We start from the raw sequence: 20762 nt of genomic DNA, 5'->3' as shown, positions 1-20762 counted from the left end.
GGCTCCCAGGGTCAATGTAAAGCGGGGATTGTACCTTAAGGGACTGGTTTTTTCAGGACATAAAAAAGGCCGGAGGATCCGGCCTTTTACGCTGAGCGGAGAATTACTTCTCGTACATACCGAGTTTTTTCTCCAGATAGTGGATGTTTGTCCCACCATGCTGGAAGTTCTCGTCGCTCATAATGCGCATTTGCAGATCAACGTTGGTTTTAATGCCGTCGATGATCAGCTCCTGCAGGGCGTTCTTCATGCGAGAAATCGCCACGTCACGGGTTTCCCCGTAGCAAATCAGCTTGCCGATCATTGAGTCATAGTACGGTGGCACAGTGTAGCCAGCGTAAATATGAGATTCCCAACGCACACCAAAACCACCTGGCGCGTGGAAACGGGTGATTTTACCCGGGCTCGGCAGGAAGGTGTTCGGATCTTCGGCGTTAATACGGCATTCCACCGCATGGCCACGAACCTGAACTTCTTCTTGCTTGATAGACAGCGGCTGGCCTGCAGCAATGCGCAGCTGTTCTTTGATCAGGTCAACACCGGTGATCATTTCGGTTACCGGGTGCTCTACCTGAATACGGGTGTTCATTTCGATGAAATAGAACTCGCCGTTTTCAAACAGGAACTCGAAGGTACCCGCACCACGATAGCCGATATCCACACAGGCTTTAGAGCAACGCTCGCCGATGTAGCGACGCAGTTCCGGGGTAATGCCCGGTGCTGGTGCTTCTTCGACGACTTTCTGGTGACGGCGCTGCATGGAGCAGTCACGTTCAGCCAGATAGATAGCGTTACCCTGGCCGTCTGCCAGCACCTGGATCTCGATGTGACGAGGATTTTCCAGGTATTTTTCCATGTACACCATGTCATTGTTGAACGCGGCTTTCGCTTCAGCTTTGGTCATGGAGATGGATTGAGCCAGTTCAGCGTCGCTGCGCACAACGCGCATACCACGACCGCCGCCGCCGCCAGACGCTTTGATGATAACCGGATAGCCAATGCGTTTAGCATGAGCACGGTTAGCATCCATATCGTCGCCCAGCGGGCCGTCAGAACCTGGTACGGTTGGGACGCCAGCTTTCTTCATTGCGGTGATAGCAGACACTTTGTCGCCCATCAGGCGGATGGTGTCAGCTTTCGGGCCGATGAAGATAAAGCCAGAGCGCTCAACCTGCTCAGCAAAGTTAGCGTTCTCAGACAGGAAGCCGTAACCCGGATGGATTGCCACCGCGCCAGTGATTTCAGCGGCGCTGATGATAGCCGGGATATTCAGATAGCTTTTTACGGAAGGAGCCGGGCCGATACAGACCGTCTCATCCGCCAGCAATACGTGTTTTAAATCGCGATCCGCAGTGGAGTGCACAGCCACAGTCTTGATGCCCAGTTCTTTACAGGCACGAAGAATACGCAGTGCAATCTCGCCACGGTTAGCGATGACAATTTTATCCAGCATGTTCGCCTCGTTACTCGATGACGACCAGCGGCTCGTCAAATTCTACCGGTTGACCACTTTCGACCAGGATAGCCTTCACGGTGCCTGCTTTGTCGGCTTCGATCTGGTTCATCATTTTCATGGCTTCAACGATGCACAGGGTATCACCCACGTTCACCTTCTGACCCACTTCGATGAATGCTTTCGCGTCCGGGCTAGGGGTGCGATAGAAGGTACCTACCATCGGGGAGCGTACGATGTGACCACTGATTTCAGCTTTTGCTGCTGGCGCTTCAGCTGCTGCTGGTGCGGCGACAGCCGGTGCAGCCTGCTGCTGCATCATTGGCGCAGCGTAAGCCTGTTGCATAACCGGGTAGCTGCCTGCTGGCGCTGCACGGCTGATGCGTACAGACTCTTCGCCTTCAGAAATTTCCAGTTCGGAGATGCCTGATTCTTCAACCAGCTCGATCAGTTTTTTAATCTTACGAATATCCATGAGTGGGTTCCGTACTCTTTGTTTAGTGTGATTGTGACAGGCGTTTGACCGCCGTCTGTAAAGCGTATGAATAGCCGTCAGCGCCTAATCCGCAGATGACGCCGGCAGCGATATCAGAGAGATATGAGTGATGGCGGAACGGCTCGCGAGCGTGCACGTTGCTCAGATGAATCTCGATAAACGGGATACTGACCGCCAACAGCGCATCGCGAATCGCCACGCTGGTGTGCGTGAAAGCGGCCGGATTGATCAGGATATAGTCAATCTTGTCTTTAGCCTGATGAATACGGTCGATAATCGCGAACTCCGCGTTGGATTGCAGATGGTCCAGCGACACATTCAGAGCGTCGGCCTCTGCGGTCAGTCGGTTAACAATTTCCGCTAACGTCAGGGTGCCATACTTCTCAGGCTCACGGGTGCCGAGCATATTCAGGTTCGGTCCGTTTAAAAGCAAAATGCGTAACTTGTCGGCCATTGTGCTGCTATCTCCTGCAATTCTCCGGTAAAAAACAAAATATACCTTCGATGCGCGCTTGTCACCTTTTCAGAGGCCTAAAACCCCCGTCAGGAAAACCAAAGTCGCACATTATAACGATTTCGTAGCAATTGGCAGCTAAATACTGGTCTTATCAGGGAAGATAATCAACCTCAGCCACGAAAAAGTCAGGCGTAGTGCGGGAAAACTGCGGGAAACTGCACATAATCGTGAATTAACGCCACCACATGCGGAACTTCTTATATCGGCATGCTAAAAGCACAAAAGCAGCCACCGCGTACAGAATCGGTTGAGGCGACAGGATCTTCACCGACCACAGATAATGAATCGGGGCGAGGATCGCCACCAGATAGACGAAGTTGTGCAACTTCTGCCAACGCGAACCCAGCTTTCGCTGCGCATACTGGAAAGAGGTGACGGCCAATGCCAGCAAAATGACCCAACTTATCAACCCTAACGTCAGATAAGGGCGGTTCACGACTTCCTGCCAGAGCAAACCCAGATTGTTAATCCCCAGTTCCAGCAAGGCGTAGCTGGTGAGATGCAGCGTCGCCCAGGCAAAACACCATACGCCCAACAGACGACGAGTACGAATCAAAAGGGGTTGTTTAGCGTAGCGCGCCAATGGGGAGACCAGCAAGGTAGCCAGTAGCAGTTTCAGAGCCATCTTACCTGTAAAGTGTTGAATGTCCTTGGCAGGGTCAGCGCTGAAATACCCCTGCGACCCGGCCCAAAACAGCCAGACAAAGGGTAAAAAGGCGGCGAGATGCAGAATGACCTTCAGCCACGTTATCTGTTTTGCTGTTAAACGCACTCAGAAATACTCCCGTAAGTTAAGACCGCGATACAGCGAAGCAACTTGATCCGCGTAACCGTTAAACAACAGCGTCGGCTGACGTTTCACATCCAGCACACCACCAGAACCGATGAAACGTTCAGAGGCCTGGGACCAGCGAGGGTGATCGACATGCGGGTTCACGTTGGCATAGAAGCCATACTCATCCGGCGCGGCCATATTCCAGGTACAAGGCGGCTGTTCCCTGGTCAGCGTAATGCTGACGATGGACTTAATCCCTTTGAAACCATATTTCCACGGTACTGTCAGGCGAATGGGGGCCCCGTTTTGTGGCGGCAGCGCTTTGCCGTACACGCCAGTGGTCAGCAACGTCAGAGGATGCATCGCTTCATCTATACGTAATCCTTCAACATAAGGATAAGCAAGCCCGCCGCCGATAAAGCGGTCTTTTTGCCCGGGCATTTGTTCAGGCGCATAAATGGTTTTGAAGGCGACAAATTTGGCCTCGCTGGTGGGTTCAACCAGGGCAAGCAGTTTATGCAGTGGAAAACCAATCCACGGCACGACCATCGACCAGGCCTCAACGCAGCGCATCCGGTAAATTCGCTGCTCCAGCGGAAAGCGTTTGGTTAAATCGTCGTGATCGAGCGTGATTGGCTTTGCCACCTCGCCATCAATCGTCAGCTTCCACGGGTCAGTAATCAGGCTTCCTGCATTGGCGGCAGGGTCGGCTTTATCGAGACCAAACTCATAGAAGTTGTTGTAACCGCTAACTTTGTCTTCGGGCGTCAGCGCGAGTTGATTTTGCCATTCAGCGGGGCGGGAAAATTCGAGCGGCTTGCCCGGAGGCGCAGGAGGACGATCGTTGCCTTTAAACCAGCTCAGCAAATCGGCGTGTGCCACAGAGGGAAGGGAAAGTGCAGTAGCGCTAATGCCCAACATCTTTAGCACCTGGCGGCGCTTAAGCATAAATACGGATTCTGCCGTGACATCGGCTTCCGTCAGTTTTTTCAATTTCATGGCATCCTCCATCATGCATTTTCCTAAGCATGATGGAGGCGGCCGATTAACGCGAATATGTCACGAAAATTTGAAGATTAGGCCACTTTTACCAGCGTGCGGCCCTGGATTTGGTTGTTCATGATTTTATCGGCATACTCCGGAGCCTGAGCCAGACTGATTTCCGTCGCGCTTTGGCTATAGAAGGAAGAAGGCAAATCTGCCACCAGACGCTTCCAGGCTTCAGCACGGCGCGCCGCTGGTGTCATGACCGAATCCACGCCCTGCAAACGGACGTTACGCAGAATAAAAGGCATCACGGTCGTTGGCAGCGCAAAACCGCCCGCCAGCCCACACGCCGCCACGCAGCCACCGTAATTCATTTGCGCCAGAACCTTCGCCAGCACTTTGTCGCCAACCGTATCGACTGCACCAGCCCAAAGCTGTTTTTCCAGCGGGCGAGTTTCGGCGAATTCGTCACGGCCCAGAATACGGCTAGCCCCCAGAGTGCGCAGATACTCGTGAGTACTTTCACGACCGGAAACAGCGACAACCTGATAACCCAGCTTGTGCAGCAGAGCAATAGCGGTACTGCCTACACCACCGCTCGCGCCGGTGACGACAATCTCGCCATCCTCAGGTTTAATGCCTGCGTCTTCCAGCGCCATTACGCACAGCATAGCGGTGAAACCCGCTGTGCCGATAATCATCGCCTGACGCGCATCCATCCCTTCAGGCTGCGGCACCAGCCAGTCGCCTTTCACGCGCGCACGCTGTGCCAAACCGCCCCAGTGATTTTCACCCACGCCCCAGCCCGTCAGCAGCACCTTTTGACCTGCGTGAAAGCGCGGATCTTCGCTGTGGTGAACAACACCGGCAAAGTCGATACCGGGAATCATCGGAAAATTGCGAATAATTTTCCCCTTCCCGGTGATGGCGAGGGCATCTTTAAAGTTCAGGCTGGACCACTGAATATCCACGGTAACCTCGCCCTGCGGGAGCTGGCTCTCTTCGATATCCTGGACCGATGCGAGGGTTTTACCGTCGTGCTGTTCTAAGATTAACGCCTGCATAATCCTTCCTCGGTTGCTGAATGATTGGAAAAAATTTTTTGATGACTATACTCGCTAACGGAAACACGATGCCGACTTATCGCAATAAATTGCCAGTTTCACTCACTCTGGTAGTATGCATGGTCCTTTTGACGTGCTAGTTAGTACTTACTCATTGTAGGGCGTCACAGCGGGTGTCCGGCTTGGTCGGGCTGTTTTTCATCAACGGAGTTAATACAGGGATGCGATTAACGACGAAATTTTCAGCTTTTGTGACACTGCTGACGGGCCTGACTATCTTTGTCACCCTGATAGGCTGCTCACTGAGCTTCTATAACGGTATTCAGTATAAAGTGGATTACCGCGCCCGTGCTGTGGCGACGGTAGTCGATTCCCGCCTGGTCAATACCCCTTTCAATCAGCTCGACAGTCAACTGGACGAAATTCTGGTGCCTGTGGACATTGTGCGTATCGATTTCGTCGTCAACGACAAAACGGTTTTTAGCCATTCGCGCAAAAGCAGCTATCGCCCGATGGGCAGTAATTATCAGTATCGCGAGCTCAGCGTGGAGTCGGTGAAGCACCCAGGCATGACCATTCATATGGTCTATCTCGACCCGATGGTGAACTACTTCCACTCGCTGTTAACGACGGCACCACTGACCATCGCCATAGGCTTTATGGTCCTGATTATCTTTTTCTCCGTGCGCTGGCTGCGAAATCAACTGTCCGGCCAGGAGCTTCTGGAGCAGCGTTCAACGCGAATTCTCAATGGTGAACGCGGCAATCAGGTGTACGGTTCCGTGCATGAGTGGCCAGCTCGAACCAGCAGTGCGTTGGACGCATTGCTCTCTGAAATTCAGTTTGCCGGTGAACAGCGTACGCGCCTCGATACCTTAATTCGTTCGTACGCCGCCCAGGACACCAAGACGGGTCTCAGCAATCGGATGTTCTTTGATAACCAGCTAGCCACGCTTCTCGACGATCAAGAGAAAGTGGGGGCTCACGGTATCGTCATGTTAATTCGCCTGCCGGAATTCGATCTGGTGAGAGACCATTTCGGAAGAAGTGCAGCAGAAGAACACTTCTTCACCCTCATTAATATGCTTTCCACTTTTATGATGCGCTATCCCGGTGCGCTGCTGGCTCGCTACCATCGCAGCGACTATGCCGTGCTGCTCCCGCATCGCACGTTGAAAGAAGCGGACAGCATTGCCTCCGGATTGCTGAAGTCGCTCGATGCCTTGCCAGCCACAAAAATTCTCGATCAGGATGACATGATGCACATTGGCATCTGCGCCTGGCGTAGTGGGCAAAGCACCGATCAGGTGATGGAACATGCGGATGCCGCCGTGCGTAACGCCGTACTTCAGGGCAGTAATAGCTGGGCTGTGTATGACGACACCTTGCCGGAAAAAGGGCGCGGCAACGTGCGCTGGCGAACCTTGATTGAACAGATGCTCAGCCGTGGCGGCCCACGTTTCTATCAAAAACCCGCCATTCACTACGATGGGCGAGTCCATCACCGCGAGCTAATGTGCCGCATTTACGATGGTAAAGAAGAAGTGATTGCCGCCGAATACATGCCGATGGTGCTGGAGTTCGGGCTGGCGGAAGAATATGACCGACTACAGATAACCCGTCTGCTACCTTTCCTCTCTTTCTGGCCTGAAGAAAACCTGGCATTGCAGGTCACGGTAGAATCCTTAATTCGTCCCCGATTCCAGCGCTGGCTGCGCGATACGTTGATGCAATGTGAAAAATCGCAGCGAAAACGGATTATTTTTGAACTTGCAGAGGCGGATGTTTGTCAACATATCAGCCGTTTACAGCCCGTCATGCGTTTGATTAATGCGTTAGGGGTGAGAGTCGTGGTGATTCAGGCTGGTTTGACGTTAGTCAGCACCAGTTGGATCAAGGAACTGTCGGTGGAACTCGTCAAGCTCCATCCGGGCCTGGTTCGAAATATCGAAAAACGCAGTGAGAACCAATTGTTAGTGCAAAGTCTCGTCGAAGCCTGTAAAGGTACTACGACGCAGGTCTTTGCGACCGGACTGCGCAGCCGAAGTGAATGGCAAGTGCTCAGAGAGTGTGGTGTGTTAGGTGGACAGGGCGATTTTTTTGCTTCGTCACAACCACTTGACACTAGCGTAAAAAAATATTCGCAAAGATACTCTGTTTGATCTGCCGTTTGCTGTGTTTTCACGTAGAATAACGCGCGCTGTTTCTCCCGGGGGTGTGCATGACTGCCCGCCGAAATGTTACAGACAACAAGCCAGTGATCGTCCTTTGAAAGGTTACAATGCAGGCGAGGAGTGCTGCGGTCCTGACGCTGTCAGGTCGAAATTGTAACAAAGGAAACGAACTGCACTAATTTTCACCGTAGCAGATGATTTTTGCGCCTTGTCGCTGCTGCGTGTGGTTGGTAAAGTAAGCGGATTTTGTTTCCGCCCCAGCTTTCAGGATTATCCCTTAGTATGTTGAAAAAATTTCGTGGCATGTTTTCCAATGACCTGTCCATTGACCTGGGTACTGCGAATACCCTGATTTACGTAAAAGGACAAGGCATCGTACTGAATGAGCCTTCCGTTGTGGCCATTCGCCAGGATCGTGCCGGTTCACCAAAAAGTGTGGCTGCCGTCGGTCATGAAGCGAAGCAGATGCTGGGTCGTACGCCTGGCAATATCGCGGCTATCCGTCCAATGAAAGACGGCGTTATCGCCGACTTCTTCGTGACCGAGAAGATGCTGCAGCACTTCATCAAGCAGGTTCACAGCAACAGCTTCATGCGTCCAAGCCCGCGTGTGCTGGTGTGTGTGCCGGTTGGCGCAACGCAGGTTGAACGTCGTGCCATTCGTGAATCCGCTCAGGGCGCTGGCGCTCGTGAAGTGTTCCTGATTGAGGAGCCAATGGCGGCAGCAATCGGTGCAGGTCTGCCGGTTTCTGAAGCAACCGGTTCTATGGTTGTCGATATCGGTGGTGGTACCACTGAAGTCGCGGTTATCTCCCTGAACGGCGTAGTGTATTCCTCCTCCGTACGTATCGGGGGTGACCGTTTCGACGAAGCCATCATTAATTATGTTCGTCGTAACTACGGTTCTCTTATCGGTGAAGCGACGGCTGAGCGTATCAAGCACGAAATCGGTTCTGCCTACCCTGGCGACGAAGTGCGTGAAATTGAAGTTCGCGGCCGTAACCTGGCTGAAGGTGTGCCACGTGGCTTCACCCTGAACTCCAATGAAATCCTCGAAGCCTTGCAGGAACCGCTGACCGGTATCGTCAGCGCGGTGATGGTTGCACTGGAACAGTGCCCGCCAGAACTGGCTTCCGATATCTCCGAGCGCGGCATGGTGCTGACCGGTGGTGGTGCGCTGCTGCGTAACCTCGACCGCCTGTTAATGGAAGAGACAGGAATTCCTGTCGTAGTTGCAGAAGATCCACTGACCTGTGTTGCCCGTGGCGGCGGCAAGGCACTGGAAATGATCGACATGCACGGCGGCGACTTGTTTAGCGAAGAGTAGTCAGCCTGAAGTCTGGGGCAGCGGTCGTGCTGCCCTTTGATTTCACTGACACGAGAATACGCATAGCCTATGAAGCCCATTTTTAGCCGTGGCCCGTCGCTACAGATTCGCCTTATCCTGGCGGTGCTGGTGGCGCTTGGCGTGATTATTGCCGACAGCCGCCTCGGTACGTTCAGTCAAATCCGAACGTACATGGATACCGCCGTTAGCCCTTTCTACTTTATTTCCAACGGTCCTCGTGAATTACTGGACGGCATCTCGCAGACTTTGGCTTCCCGTGACCAGCTTGAGCTGGAAAACCGTGCGCTGCGCCAGGAACTGCTGCTGAAAAACAGTGATTTGCTGATGATGGGCCAGTACAAGCAGGAAAACGCCCGTCTGCGTGAACTGCTGGGTTCTCCGCTGCGTCAGGACGAGCAGAAGATGGTCACTCAGGTGATCTCCACGGTGAACGACCCTTATAGCGATCAGGTGGTTATCGACAAAGGTAGCGTCAATGGCGTCTACGAAGGTCAGCCTGTGATCAGCGATAAAGGCGTTGTCGGCCAGGTGGTTGCGGTCGCGAAGTTGACCAGCCGCGTGTTGCTGATTTGCGATGCTACGCATGCGCTGCCGATTCAGGTACTGCGTAATGATATTCGTGTCATTGCTGCCGGTAACGGCTGTACTGACGATCTGCAACTGGAACATCTGCCAGCCAATACTGATATTCGCGTGGGCGATGTACTGGTGACGTCTGGGTTGGGTGGCCGTTTCCCTGAAGGCTATCCTGTTGCCGTTGTTTCCTCTGTGAAACTCGATACTCAGCGTGCTTACACCGTGATTCAGGCGCGTCCGACTGCGGGTCTCCAGCGTCTGCGCTATTTGCTGCTGTTGTGGGGAGCGGACCGTAATGGCGCTAACCCAATGACGCCAGAAGAAGTGCATCGCGTGGCCAATGAACGTCTGATGCAGATGATGCCACAAGTGTTGCCAGCTGCCGATTCGATGGGGCCGCCAGCACCTGTACCGCCGCCAGCAACAGGTATTACTCAGCCTGCACCTGCTGCCGCACCTGTTCCGCCTTCTTCAGGAGGGCAGTAGTGGCAAGTTATCGAAGCCAGGGTCGCTGGGTTATCTGGCTGTCGTTTCTGGTCGCCCTCTTGTTACAAGTGATGCCCTGGCCGGATGATCTGTTGGTCTACCGGCCAAACTGGGTTCTGCTTATTCTGCTCTACTGGATCTTAGCGTTACCGCATCGGGTCAATGTTGGCACAGGTTTCATTATGGGTGCCATACTGGATCTGATTAGCGGCTCTACGCTGGGCGTCCGCGCATTGTCCCTCAGCATCATTGCCTACCTGGTTGCACTGAAATATCAGCTGTTCCGCAACCTCGCGCTCTGGCAACAGGCGTTGGTGGTGATGATGTTGTCCCTTGCGGTGGATATCGTTGTTTTCTGGGCAGAGTTTTTAGTGATCAACGTCTCTTTCCGACCGGAAGTGTTCTGGAGTAGTGTTGTTAACGGTGTACTCTGGCCGTGGATATTCTTGCTGATGCGCAAGATCCGTCAGCAATTCGCTGTACAATAAAGGTTTCTATGACAATGCTTTATCTTGCTTCCGGCTCACCGCGTCGTCAGGAGTTGTTGACTCAGTTAGGTGTGCGTTTCGAACGTCTGCTGCCCGGCATTGAAGAGCAGCGTCAGCCGCAGGAAAGCGCTCAGCATTATGTGGTCCGCCTGGCGCGTGAAAAAGCACAGGCAGGTGTGGCGCTGGCGGCGAAGGATTTACCGGTACTTGGCTCAGACACCATTGTGGTGCTCAACGGTGAAGTGCTGGAAAAGCCTCGCGATGCCGAACATGCTGCCACCATGCTACGCCAGCTTTCCGGTCAAACGCATCAGGTGATGACCGCCGTCGCGCTGGCCGATCGCCTGCAAACCATTGATTGTCTGGTGACCACGGAAGTGACGTTCAGAGTATTGTCAGAAGACGATATCGTCGGGTATATCGCCAGCGGCGAACCGATGGATAAAGCAGGTGCATACGGTATTCAAGGGCTGGGTGGCTGTTTTGTCAGGAAGATAAAGGGCAGTTACCACGCCGTAGTCGGCTTACCGCTGGTGGAAACGTATGAGTTGCTGAGCAATTTTAACTCACTGCGTGAGCAAAGGGATAAACATGACGGCTGAATTATTAGTGAACGTAACGCCCTCGGAAACCCGCGTGGCTTACATTGATGGCGGTATTTTGCAAGAGATCCACATTGAGCGCGAAGCGCGCCGTGGGATCGTAGGCAATATCTACAAAGGTCGGGTGAGCCGTGTCCTTCCCGGAATGCAGGCGGCATTTGTAGATATTGGCCTGGACAAGGCCGCATTTCTTCACGCCTCAGACATCATGCCCCACACCGAATGCGTCGCCGGTGAAGAGCAGAAACAATTCACCGTTCGGGACATCTCGGAACTGGTGCGTCAGGGTCAGGATCTGATGGTGCAGGTGGTGAAAGATCCGCTGGGTACCAAAGGCGCGCGCCTGACCACTGACATCACTTTGCCTTCCCGTTATCTGGTTTTCATGCCTGGCGCTTCTCACGTCGGGGTTTCGCAACGAATCGAAAGTGAAGTTGAGCGCGAACGCCTGAAAAACGTGGTGACCGAATACTGTGATGAGCAGGGCGGTTTTATCATTCGTACCGCAGCGGAAGGCGTGTGTGAAGAAGATTTGGCTTCCGATGCCGCTTATCTCAAGCGCGTCTGGACGAAAGTCATGGAGCGTAAAAAACGCCCGCAGACGCGCTATCAGATGTACGGCGAGTTAGCGCTTGCCCAGCGTGTGCTTCGCGATTTTGCGGATGCCCAGTTGGATCGCATCCGCGTAGACTCCCGTCTGACCTTCGAATCGCTGATGGAATTCACGGCGGAGTATATGCCGGAGATGACCAGCAAGCTGGAGCATTACAGCGGTCGTCAGCCCATCTTTGATCTCTTTGATGTTGAGAATGAAATTCAGCGCGCGCTGGAGCGTAAAGTCGAGCTCAAATCGGGCGGTTATCTGGTTATCGATCAGACTGAAGCCATGACAACGGTCGATATCAACACCGGCGCCTTTGTTGGGCACCGTAATCTCGACGACACCATTTTCAACACCAATATCGAAGCGACCCAGGCCATCGCCCGCCAGCTTCGTCTGCGTAATCTCGGCGGGATCATCATTATCGACTTCATCGATATGAACAACGAAGATCACCGCCGCCGGGTGCTGCACTCGCTGGAGCAGGCCCTGAACAAAGATCGCGTAAAAACCAGTATTAACGGTTTTTCACAACTGGGTCTGGTCGAAATGACCCGTAAACGGACGCGCGAAAGTGTTGAGCATGTCCTTTGTAATGAATGCCCAACCTGCCACGGACGTGGCACCGTGAAAACTGTCGAAACCGTCTGCTATGAAATCATGCGTGAAATCGTGCGTGTGCATCATGCCTATGACTCCGATCGCTTCCTGGTCTACGCTTCTGCTGCAGTGGCGGAAACCTTAAAAGGCGAAGAGTCACATGCGCTGGCAGAAGTGGAAATCTTCGTGGGCAAACAGGTAAAAGTTCAGATTGAGCCGCTCTACAATCAGGAACAATTCGACGTAGTGATGATGTAGTTTGCTGGCTGCGACAAGGAGAGAAGCGTGAGGCGCTTGCCTGGAATCTTACTGATCACGGTGGCAACATTGATTGTTATCGTCGCGCTACTGGTCAGTGGCCTGCGTCTCGTATTGCCGCAGCTGGACAAATGGCGTCCGGAACTGCTCGAAAAAATTGCCCAATCCACCGGCCATCCGGTCGATGCCTCTCAGATTAAAGCCAGTTGGGAAAATTACGGCCCAACGCTTGAAGTCCGCGATATCAAAGCCGGTCTTCGTGATAACGGCCAGCTTTCCATTAAACGCGTCACCCTGGCGCTGGATGTGTGGCAAAGCCTGCTGCATTTCCGCTGGCAGTTCCGCGAGCTGACCTTCTGGCAGCTGCAAATCCGTACCAACACCCCACTGCAACATAATGACGGCAGCGGCAAGCTGAAAACGGACCGCATCGGCGATCTGTTCCTGCGCCAGTTCGACCAGTTCACGCTTCGCGACAGCCATCTCAGCTTCCTCACGCTTTCCGGGCAACGCGCCGAACTGGCGATCCCTCAACTGACCTGGCTCAATGGCAAGAACCGCCACCGCGCCGAAGGGGAACTCAGCCTCTCAAGTCTCACCGGGCAGCACGGTGTGATGAAAGTGCGAATGGATTTGCGCGATGAAAACGGTCTGCTGAACGAAGGGCGTTTATGGGTTCAGGCGGATGACATCGATGTTAAGCCCTGGTTAGGCCGTTGGATGCAGGACAACATTGCGCTCACTTCAGCGCGGTTTAGCCTTGAAGGCTGGATGACGCTCGATAAAGGCGACATCGCCAGTGGGGATGTGTGGCTGAAGAAAGGCGGCGCGAGCTGGGAAGGTGATAAACACCCGCATGACCTTTCGGTCGATAACCTGACCGCCCACTTATCCCGCGAAAAATCAGGCTGGTCCTTCCATGTGCCGGACACTCGCATTGCCATCGATGGCAAACGCTGGCCTCAGGGCGCGCTTGCCATGGCCTGGATACCCGATCAGGATGTGGGCGGCAAAGATAACGTGCGCAGCGATGAGTTACGCATCCGCGCGAGCAACCTGGAACTCAGCGGTCTTTCCGGGCTGCTGCCGATAGCGGAGAAACTCTCCCCTTCATTCGGTGACATCTGGGAAACCACACAACCTGCCGGGCAAATTGATTCTCTGGCGCTGGATATTCCTCTTCAGGCGACCGAAAAGACCCGTTTCCAGGCCGCATGGAGCAATCTTGGCTGGAAACAGTGGAAGCTATTGCCGGGTGCTGAACATTTTTCTGGCCGCGCGGAAGGTAGCGTAGAAAACGGTCAGGTTAACGTCAGCATGGAAAACGCCAAAATGCCGTACGAAACGGTGTTCCGTGCGCCGCTTGAAATCGCCAAAGGCGTGGCGAATTTGTCGTGGGTGAAGAATGACAAAGGCTTCATGCTGGATGGCCGTGATATCGACGTGCAGGCCAAAGCGGTGCATGCCCGGGGCGGTTTCCGCTGGCTGCAGCCTGAGGGCGATGAACCCTGGCTGGGTATTCTGGCGGGGATCAGCACTGATGATGGCAGCCAGGCCTGGCGCTACTTCCCGGAAAACCTGATGGGCAAAGAACTGGTCGATTACCTCAGTTCGGCCATCAAAGGCGGGCAGTCCGACAACGCGACGCTGGTCTACGGCGGTAACCCGCATTTGTTCCCGTATAAGCATAACGAAGGCCAGTTCCAGGTATGGGTGCCGCTGCATAACGCGACTTTCGCTTTCCAGCCGGACTGGCCTGCGCTGACCAACCTGAATATCGACCTCAACTTCCTCAACGACGGATTGTGGATGCAGGCCGACAAAGTGGCACTGGGCGGCGTGACAGCTTACAACCTCAATGCCGCCATTCCGGATTACTCGAAAGAGAAGCTGATTATCGACTCGCAAATCAGCGGGCCGGGCAAAGCTGTTGGCCCGTATTTTAAAGATACGCCGTTGAAAGATTCCCTCGGTGCAACGCTTGATGAGTTGCAGCTGGATGGCGATGTGAACGCTCGCTTACATCTCGATATCCCGCTTAATGGCACTCAGGTGTTAGCGAAAGGCGATGTGAAGCTCAATAACAACAGCTTGTTTATTAAGCCGCTCGACAGCACCTTAAAAAACCTCAGCGGGGGATTCAGCTTTGAGAACGGCGACCTGAAAAGTGGGCCAATGACGGCCAACTGGTTTAATCAGCCGTTAAAAGTCGATTTCTCCACGACGGAAGGGGCGAAAGCTTACCAGGTCGCGGTGAACATGGATGCCAACTGGCAGCCGACCAAAATGGGGGTTTTGCCCAAGCAGATAAACGATGCCGTCAGTGGCAGCATTCCGTGGCAAGGCAAAGTGGCCATCGAGTTGCCGTACAAAGGCAATGCCAGTTACAAAGTCGATTTAACGGGTGACCTGAAGAATGTGAGCAGTCGCTTACCTGCGCCTGTCGATAAAAAAGCGGGCGAACCGCTGCCGGTGAAATTAAACGTTGAAGGGGGATTAACCCGCTTTGATTTGACCGGCAGTGTCGGTGCTAAAGATCATCTCAATAGCCGCTGGCTGCTGAATAAGAAACTTACGCTGGACCGCGCTATCTGGGCTTCCGACAGCCGTAGCGTGCCGCCTTTGCCAGACACCGCTGGCGTAGAATTAAATCTGCCGCCGATGGACGGCGCGCAATGGCTGGCGTTGTTCCGTCAGGGCGCGGCCGATAGCGTGGGCAGTGCTGCCGCTTTCCCTGAACGGGTCACGCTGCGCACCCCTGCGCTGACCATGGCAGGACAAAAATGGAATAACCTCAGCCTCGTTTCCCAGCCAGTCCTGGGCGGAACGCAGATTGATGCTCAGGGGCGGGAGATTAATGCTTCGCTGACGTTACGCGACCACTTGCCGTGGCTGGCCGCCATTCGCTATCTCTACTATAACCCGTCGTCAACGACCTCAACGGGTGCGCCAGTAGGCAGCAATTTGTACAGCAAGAATCGTGTCGACTTCCAGGGCTGGCCTGATCTGCAATTGCGCTGTGCAGAGTGCTGGCTGTGGGGGCAAAAATACGGCCGTATCGACGGCGATTTTGCGATTAAAGGCAACACGTTATCGCTGGCAAATGGTCTGGTGGATACCGGGTTTGCTCGTCTGACCATGGACGGTGAATGGGTCAATGTGCCTGGCAGTGAACGTACTTCGATGAAGGGCAAACTGCACGGAGACAAGATTGATTCCGCGGTGAATTTCTTTGGCGTGTCGACCCCGGCGAAGGGCTCTTCTTTTGACTTCGACTATGACCTGCACTGGCGAGATGAGCCGTGGACGCCAGATGTCGCTTCCCTGAATGGCATTCTGAAAGCGCATCTGGGCAAAGGCGAATTTACCGATATCAGCACCGGTCATGCGGGCCAGTTGTTACGTCTGTTAAGTGTGGATGCGCTGTTACGCAAGCTGCGCTTCGACTTCAGCGATACCTTCAGTGAAGGCTTCTATTACGATTCCATTCGCAGTACCGCCTGGATTAAAGACGGTACCTTGCACACCGACGACACGCTGGTGGACGGTCTTGAAGCCGACATTGGCATGAAAGGGTCAGTGAACCTGGTGCGCCGCGAGCTGGATCTGGAAGCCATCGTGGCACCGGAAATCTCAGCCACGGTAGGGGTTGCCACCGCTTTTGTCATCAACCCGATTGTGGGGGCGGCGGTGTTTGCTGCCAGCAAAGTGTTGGGGCCGCTGTGGAGCAAAGTCTCCATTCTGCGCTACCACATCTCGGGTCCTATCGATCAGCCGCAAATCAATGAAGTCCTGCGCCAGGCGCGCGGGGATAAAAAGCAATGATTTGACGGGCGTTACAATTTACCTCACTCTCAATAGATAAAACTGATTTTCCGCGACCTTCGCGGCAACTAACGAGTAGCAAAACGATGAGTCTTAACCTGGTAAGTGAACATCTGCTGTCGGCGAATGGCCTGAGTCATCAGGACTTGTTTGCCATACTTGGCCAACTGACCGAGCGCCGTCTTGATTATGGCGATCTCTATTTCCAGTCGAGCTATCACGAATCCTGGGTGTTAGAAGACAGCATTATCAAAGACGGCTCGTACAACATCGATCAGGGTGTTGGCGTACGTGCCGTTAGCGGCGAAAAAACAGGTTTCGCCTATGCCGATCAGATTAGCCTGCTGGCTCTTGAGCAGAGCGCTCAGGCAGCGCGCACCATCGTGCGTGATAACGGCGATGGCAAAGTTCATGCGCTCGGCGCGAAAGAGCACACTTCGCTGTATACCAGCATCGATCCGCTGCAAAGCATGAGCCGCGAAGAGAAGCTCGACATTCTGCGTCGTGTGGATAAAGCGGCACGTGCAGCAGACAAGCGTGTGCAGGAAGTGTCCGCCAGCCTGACCGGCGTTTACGAACTGATTCTGGTCGCGGCGACAGACGGTACTTTAGCAGCGGATGTTCGCCCGCTGGTTCGTCTGTCGGTCAGCGTGCTGGTGGAAGAGGACGGCAAACGCGAGCGCGGCTCCAGCGGCGGCGGCGGTCGTTTTGGTTACGACTATTTCCTGGCCGATGAAAATGGCGACGTGCGTGCCGATGCGTGGGCAAAAGAAGCCGTGCGCATGGCGATGGTTAATCTCTCCGCCGTGGCTGCACCAGCCGGAACGCTGCCAGTGGTTCTGGGCGCAGGCTGGCCGGGCGTGCTGCTGCACGAAGCGGTAGGTCACGGTCTGGAAGGCGATTTCAACCGTCGCGGCACCTCCGTATTCAGCGGTCAGATGGGGCAACTGGTTGCCTCAGAACTTTGTACGGTTGTCGATGATGGCACCATGAGCGATCGCCGTGGTTCTGTGTCCATCGATGATGAAGGGACGCCGGGTCAGTACAACGTGCTGATCGAAAATGGCGTGCTGAAAGGCTACATGCAGGACAAACTGAACGCGCGCCTGATGGGCGTGAATCCTACCGGGAACGGCCGTCGTGAATCTTATGCGCACCTGCCAATGCCGCGTATGACCAACACTTATATGCTGGCCGGGAAATCGACCCCGCAGGAAATCATCGAATCTGTTGATTACGGCATCTACGCGCCAAACTTTGGTGGCGGCCAGGTCGATATCACTTCGGGTAAATTTGTGTTCTCAACCTCCGAGGCGTACCTCATCGAGAAAGGCAAAGTGACCAAAGCTGTGAAAGGCGCGACGCTGATTGGTTCCGGCATTGAAGCGATGCAGCAGATTTCCATGGTCGGCAATGACCTGAAACTCGATAACGGCGTCGGTGTGTGCGGTAAAGAAGGCCAGAGCCTGCCGGTTGGCGTAGGCCAGCCGACGCTGAAGGTCGACAACCTGACCGTCGGCGGCACAGCGTAATATCCCGTGCGGGCTTGCAGTGACTTGCAAGCCCGCTGGCTTTTTTTGACGGAGACCGAAGATGAAGGTCGTTCGCCATCAGCAAATTGTCACCCTTCTCGAACAAACCCAGACGCTCACGACAGATGAGCTGGCGGTTGCCCTCAGCGTCAGTAAAGAAACGGTACGTCGTGATTTAAGTGAACTGCAACAGCAGGGCAAAATCCAGCGTAGCCACGGGCGTGCACGTATTATTCGTCGCAATAATCAGGGAAATGAATCCCCGTTCCACACCCGTCTCAAAAGCCATTATGCCCACAAATCGGACATCGCCCGGCATGCGTTAGCCTGGATTGATGAAGGGATGACGATTGCGCTGGATGCCAGCTCGACCTGTTGGTTTCTGGCCCGCCAGCTTCCGGATATCGACCTGACTGTTTTCACCAACAGCCATTTAGTGTGCACTGAACTGGGTAAACGCGAACATATCAGGCTTATCAGCTCTGGTGGGCAGCTCCAGCGTGAATATGGTTACTACGTGAACCCGGCGCTGGTTCCGCAGATCAAAACGCTGGATATCGATCTGTTTATCTTTTCCTGTGAAGGCGTTGATCGTAGCGGGGTGATGTGGGATTCCAGTGCGCATAACGCCAGCTATAAATCGTTGCTGCTCAAGCGGGCATCACAATCTTTACTGCTGATGGACAAGAGCAAATTTAATCGCTCCAGCGAAGTGCGCATTGGCGCACTCGGTGAAGTGACGCACCTGATTTCAGATGTCGAGCCGGAACAGGTGCCCTAAGATTTTCCCCGACCGCTGATGCCCTGGAACTGTTTGGCGACGTCGACGAAATAGTCCGTCAGATAGTTGATACAGACCTGAACCTTGAGCGGCAGCTTATCTTTCTCGGTGTAGACAGCATAAACCGGGCGTGGGTCAGACTGATAGCGCGGCAGCAAGATCTCCAGCTCGCCACGATTGATCTCATTGATCACCCACATCAGCGGCACGAAGGCGATCCCGGCTCCGGCGGTCAGCCAGCGGTTGAGCGTCATCGGATCGTTGGTCACAAAACGGCCCTGAGGGATGAGCTTCGTGGAAAGGCCTTCCGGCGCAATAAGCTCAAACTCATTGTGCGGACGGATGCTGTATTCCAGCCAGGAATGGCTGGCGAGATCAGCCGGTTTTTCCGGTGTGCCGGCCTGTTGCAGATAACTTTTTGCCGCGCAAAGCACCATGGGCATGGAGCCCAGGCGGCGGGAGAATAACCCGGAGTCCTGAAGTGCGCCGACGCGAATCACCAAATCCAGGCCATCGGCAATTAAATCCGGCGCGGGGATGCCCGTGACCAAATTGACAGACAATTCTGGGTACTCTTTCAGCATTTCGGCAGTAATTTTTGCCAGCACATTTTGTGCCATGGTTGAAGAACAGCCAACCCGCAGCGTGCCAATCGGTGTGTTGTTAAAGGCATACAGCTGTTCGTGAACATCCTGAACTTCATGCAGCATTCGACGACAGCCCTGATAATAAATCTTACCGGCTTCTGTCAGCCCGATGCTGCGCGTGCTGCGGTTCAGCAGCTTAACTTGTAACTCATCTTCCAGCTTGGATACAGTCTGGCTTATTGAGCTAACGCTCATTTCCAGCTGTCTTGCAGCCGCGGTAAAAGAGCCCAGTTCCACCACTTTGGCGAAAACCGACATGCGTTTTAGTCGTTCCATTGTTCACTCTGACTTAAAAGTGATTTAGATCACATAATATAGATCACGTGATAACAGTTACGTTAATATACTGTTAGTTGAATAATTAAAGCTTCACTACTCTCACCTGCACTCTCTACATCAAGGTCAACATGAGTCTGTTTCCCGTCATCGTGATTTTCGGTCTCTCGTTTCCGCCGATCTTCTTCGAGTTGCTATTGTCGTTAGCCATTTTTTGGCTGCTTCGCCGGGTGCTTGTCCCTACCGGGATCTATGATTTTGTCTGGCATCCTGCGCTTTTTAATACTGCGCTGTACTGCTGTTTGTTCTATCTGATATCGCGCTTGTTCGTCTGAGGTCGCTGTGAAAACACTAACAAGAAAAATTACCCGTACGGCCATCACGCTGATTATGGTGGTGTTGGCCTTCATCGCTATTTTCCACGCCTGGGTCTATTACACCGAATCGCCGTGGACACGAGACGCCCGCTTCAGTGCGGACGTGGTGGCTATCGCGCCGGATGTCGCTGGGCTTATCACCGAAGTGAACGTCAAGGATAACCAACTGGTTAAGAAAAACCAGGTGTTGTTCACTATCGACCAGCCGCGCTACCAGAAAGCGCTGGAAGAAGCGGATGCTGATGTCGCCTATTATCAGGCGCTGGCTGCTGAAAAACGCCGTGAAGCGGGCCGTCGTAACCAGTTGGGGACCATGGCGATGTCTCGTGAAGAGATAGACCAGGCCAACAACATTTTGCAGACCGTTGAGCATCAACTGGCGAAAGCCCAGGCAACACGCGAGCTGGCACGCCTTGATCTCGAACGTACTGTCATTCGCGCGCCTGCCGACGGTTGGGTGACCAACCTTAACGTTTACACCGGTGAGTTCATCACCCGTGGTTCCACTGCCGTCGCGTTAGTGCAAAAGGGCAGCTTCTATGTGATGGCCTACATGGAAGAAACCAAACTCGAAGGCGTTCGTCCGGGTTACCGCGCTGAAATCACCCCGCTTGGCAGCACCAAAGTCATCAAAGGCACCGTCGATAGCGTGGCCGCTGGGGTAACTAACGCCAGCAGCAGCAGCGATGCCAAAGGCATGGCGACCATTGACTCTAACCTGGAGTGGGTGCGTCTGGCGCAACGTGTGCCGGTGCGTATTCATCTCGATGAACAGCAGGGCAATTTGTGGCCTGCAGGGACAACCGCCACAGTGATCATCACCGGCGCGAAAGACAGAGACACGAGCCAGATGTCTTTCTTCCAGAAGCTTGGTATGCGTCTGCGTGAGTTCGGTTAATC

At 53.9% G+C, this 20762-nt stretch carries 18 protein-coding genes; 11 read left to right on the top strand and 7 right to left on the bottom strand.

Going from position 1 to position 20762, the window contains the following annotated elements:
• Positions 1–103 precede the first annotated feature (103 nt).
• The 6 genes from accC to ACI2I2_RS08990 all read right to left on the bottom strand — a co-directional run bounded on the left by accC (position 104) and on the right by ACI2I2_RS08990 (position 5292).
• Positions 104–1453 carry an acetyl-CoA carboxylase biotin carboxylase subunit gene (gene accC / locus ACI2I2_RS09015; protein ID WP_404657605.1) on the bottom strand — a complete coding sequence of 450 codons (1350 nt, stop codon included), beginning with the start codon at positions 1451–1453 and terminating at the stop codon, positions 104–106.
• 10 nt (positions 1454–1463) lie between these two features.
• A complete protein-coding gene (gene accB, locus ACI2I2_RS09010) occupies positions 1464–1928 on the bottom strand; it encodes an acetyl-CoA carboxylase biotin carboxyl carrier protein (RefSeq protein ID WP_330984037.1) in 465 nt (154 codons plus the stop codon).
• A 22-nt stretch (positions 1929–1950) separates the two neighbouring features.
• Positions 1951–2403, bottom strand: coding sequence for a type II 3-dehydroquinate dehydratase (gene aroQ, locus ACI2I2_RS09005; protein ID WP_404657604.1), 453 nt, complete (start codon positions 2401–2403; stop codon positions 1951–1953).
• A 235-nt stretch (positions 2404–2638) separates the two neighbouring features.
• Positions 2639–3238: a protein-methionine-sulfoxide reductase heme-binding subunit MsrQ gene (msrQ, locus tag ACI2I2_RS09000; protein ID WP_404657603.1), complete on the bottom strand. Its 600-nt coding sequence runs from the start codon at positions 3236–3238 to the stop codon at positions 2639–2641.
• Positions 3239–4240 carry a protein-methionine-sulfoxide reductase catalytic subunit MsrP gene (gene msrP, locus ACI2I2_RS08995; RefSeq protein ID WP_404657602.1) on the bottom strand — a complete coding sequence of 334 codons (1002 nt, stop codon included), beginning with the start codon at positions 4238–4240 and terminating at the stop codon, positions 3239–3241.
• 77 nt (positions 4241–4317) lie between these two features.
• Positions 4318–5292, bottom strand: coding sequence for an MDR family oxidoreductase (locus ACI2I2_RS08990; RefSeq protein WP_404657601.1), 975 nt, complete (start codon positions 5290–5292; stop codon positions 4318–4320).
• Between the two features lie 221 nt (positions 5293–5513).
• Between ACI2I2_RS08990 and csrD the strand changes: the two genes are divergently transcribed.
• The 9 genes from csrD (at position 5514) to fucR (ending at position 18562) form a co-directional block, all read left to right on the top strand.
• Positions 5514–7454, top strand: a complete 1941-nt coding sequence (csrD, locus tag ACI2I2_RS08985; protein WP_404657600.1) for an RNase E specificity factor CsrD — start codon at positions 5514–5516, stop codon at positions 7452–7454.
• A gap of 294 nt (positions 7455–7748) precedes the next feature.
• On the top strand, positions 7749–8792 hold the full coding sequence (gene mreB / locus ACI2I2_RS08980; protein ID WP_006818047.1) for a rod shape-determining protein MreB: 1044 nt from the start codon (positions 7749–7751) through the stop codon (positions 8790–8792).
• Between the two features lie 69 nt (positions 8793–8861).
• Positions 8862–9875, top strand: coding sequence for a rod shape-determining protein MreC (mreC, locus tag ACI2I2_RS08975; RefSeq protein WP_404657599.1), 1014 nt, complete (start codon positions 8862–8864; stop codon positions 9873–9875).
• Positions 9875–10363, top strand: coding sequence for a rod shape-determining protein MreD (gene mreD / locus ACI2I2_RS08970; protein ID WP_330984030.1), 489 nt, complete (start codon positions 9875–9877; stop codon positions 10361–10363). The genes mreC and mreD overlap by 1 nt, the downstream gene beginning before the upstream one ends.
• An 8-nt stretch (positions 10364–10371) precedes the next feature.
• Entirely contained in the window at positions 10372–10965 is a 594-nt protein-coding gene (locus ACI2I2_RS08965; protein WP_404657598.1) for a Maf family protein, read from the top strand.
• The gene (gene rng / locus ACI2I2_RS08960; protein WP_404657597.1) at positions 10955–12424 is read left to right on the top strand and encodes a ribonuclease G; all 1470 of its coding nucleotides are present in this window, start codon (positions 10955–10957) and stop codon (positions 12422–12424) included. The genes ACI2I2_RS08965 and rng overlap by 11 nt, the downstream gene beginning before the upstream one ends.
• Positions 12425–12451: 27 nt before the next feature.
• A complete protein-coding gene (gene yhdP, locus ACI2I2_RS08955) occupies positions 12452–16249 on the top strand; it encodes an AsmA2 domain-containing protein YhdP (RefSeq protein ID WP_404657596.1) in 3798 nt (1265 codons plus the stop codon).
• Between the two features lie 86 nt (positions 16250–16335).
• Entirely contained in the window at positions 16336–17781 is a 1446-nt protein-coding gene (gene tldD, locus ACI2I2_RS08950; RefSeq protein ID WP_404657595.1) for a metalloprotease TldD, read from the top strand.
• A gap of 61 nt (positions 17782–17842) precedes the next feature.
• Positions 17843–18562: an L-fucose operon activator gene (fucR, locus tag ACI2I2_RS08945; RefSeq protein WP_404657594.1), complete on the top strand. Its 720-nt coding sequence runs from the start codon at positions 17843–17845 to the stop codon at positions 18560–18562.
• On the opposite strand, the gene aaeR is transcribed toward fucR, so the two are convergent.
• On the bottom strand, positions 18559–19485 hold the full coding sequence (aaeR, locus tag ACI2I2_RS08940; RefSeq protein ID WP_404657593.1) for an HTH-type transcriptional activator AaeR: 927 nt from the start codon (positions 19483–19485) through the stop codon (positions 18559–18561). The two genes, fucR and aaeR, sit on opposite strands and share 4 nt — an antisense overlap.
• Before the next feature lie 131 nt (positions 19486–19616).
• On the opposite strand from aaeR, the gene aaeX reads away from it, so the two are divergent.
• Together aaeX and aaeA are read left to right on the top strand one after the other, a co-directional pair.
• Entirely contained in the window at positions 19617–19820 is a 204-nt protein-coding gene (gene aaeX / locus ACI2I2_RS08935) for a p-hydroxybenzoic acid efflux pump operon protein AaeX (RefSeq protein ID WP_154158984.1), read from the top strand.
• 7 nt (positions 19821–19827) lie between these two features.
• Positions 19828–20760, top strand: a complete 933-nt coding sequence (gene aaeA / locus ACI2I2_RS08930) for a p-hydroxybenzoic acid efflux pump subunit AaeA (protein WP_404657592.1) — start codon at positions 19828–19830, stop codon at positions 20758–20760.
• Positions 20761–20762 lie beyond the last annotated feature (2 nt).

The organism is Scandinavium sp. NPDC088450 (assembly GCF_044900545.1).
Lineage (GTDB): Bacteria > Pseudomonadota > Gammaproteobacteria > Enterobacterales > Enterobacteriaceae > Scandinavium.
This window is presented reverse-complemented; position numbering and strand designations above follow the sequence as displayed.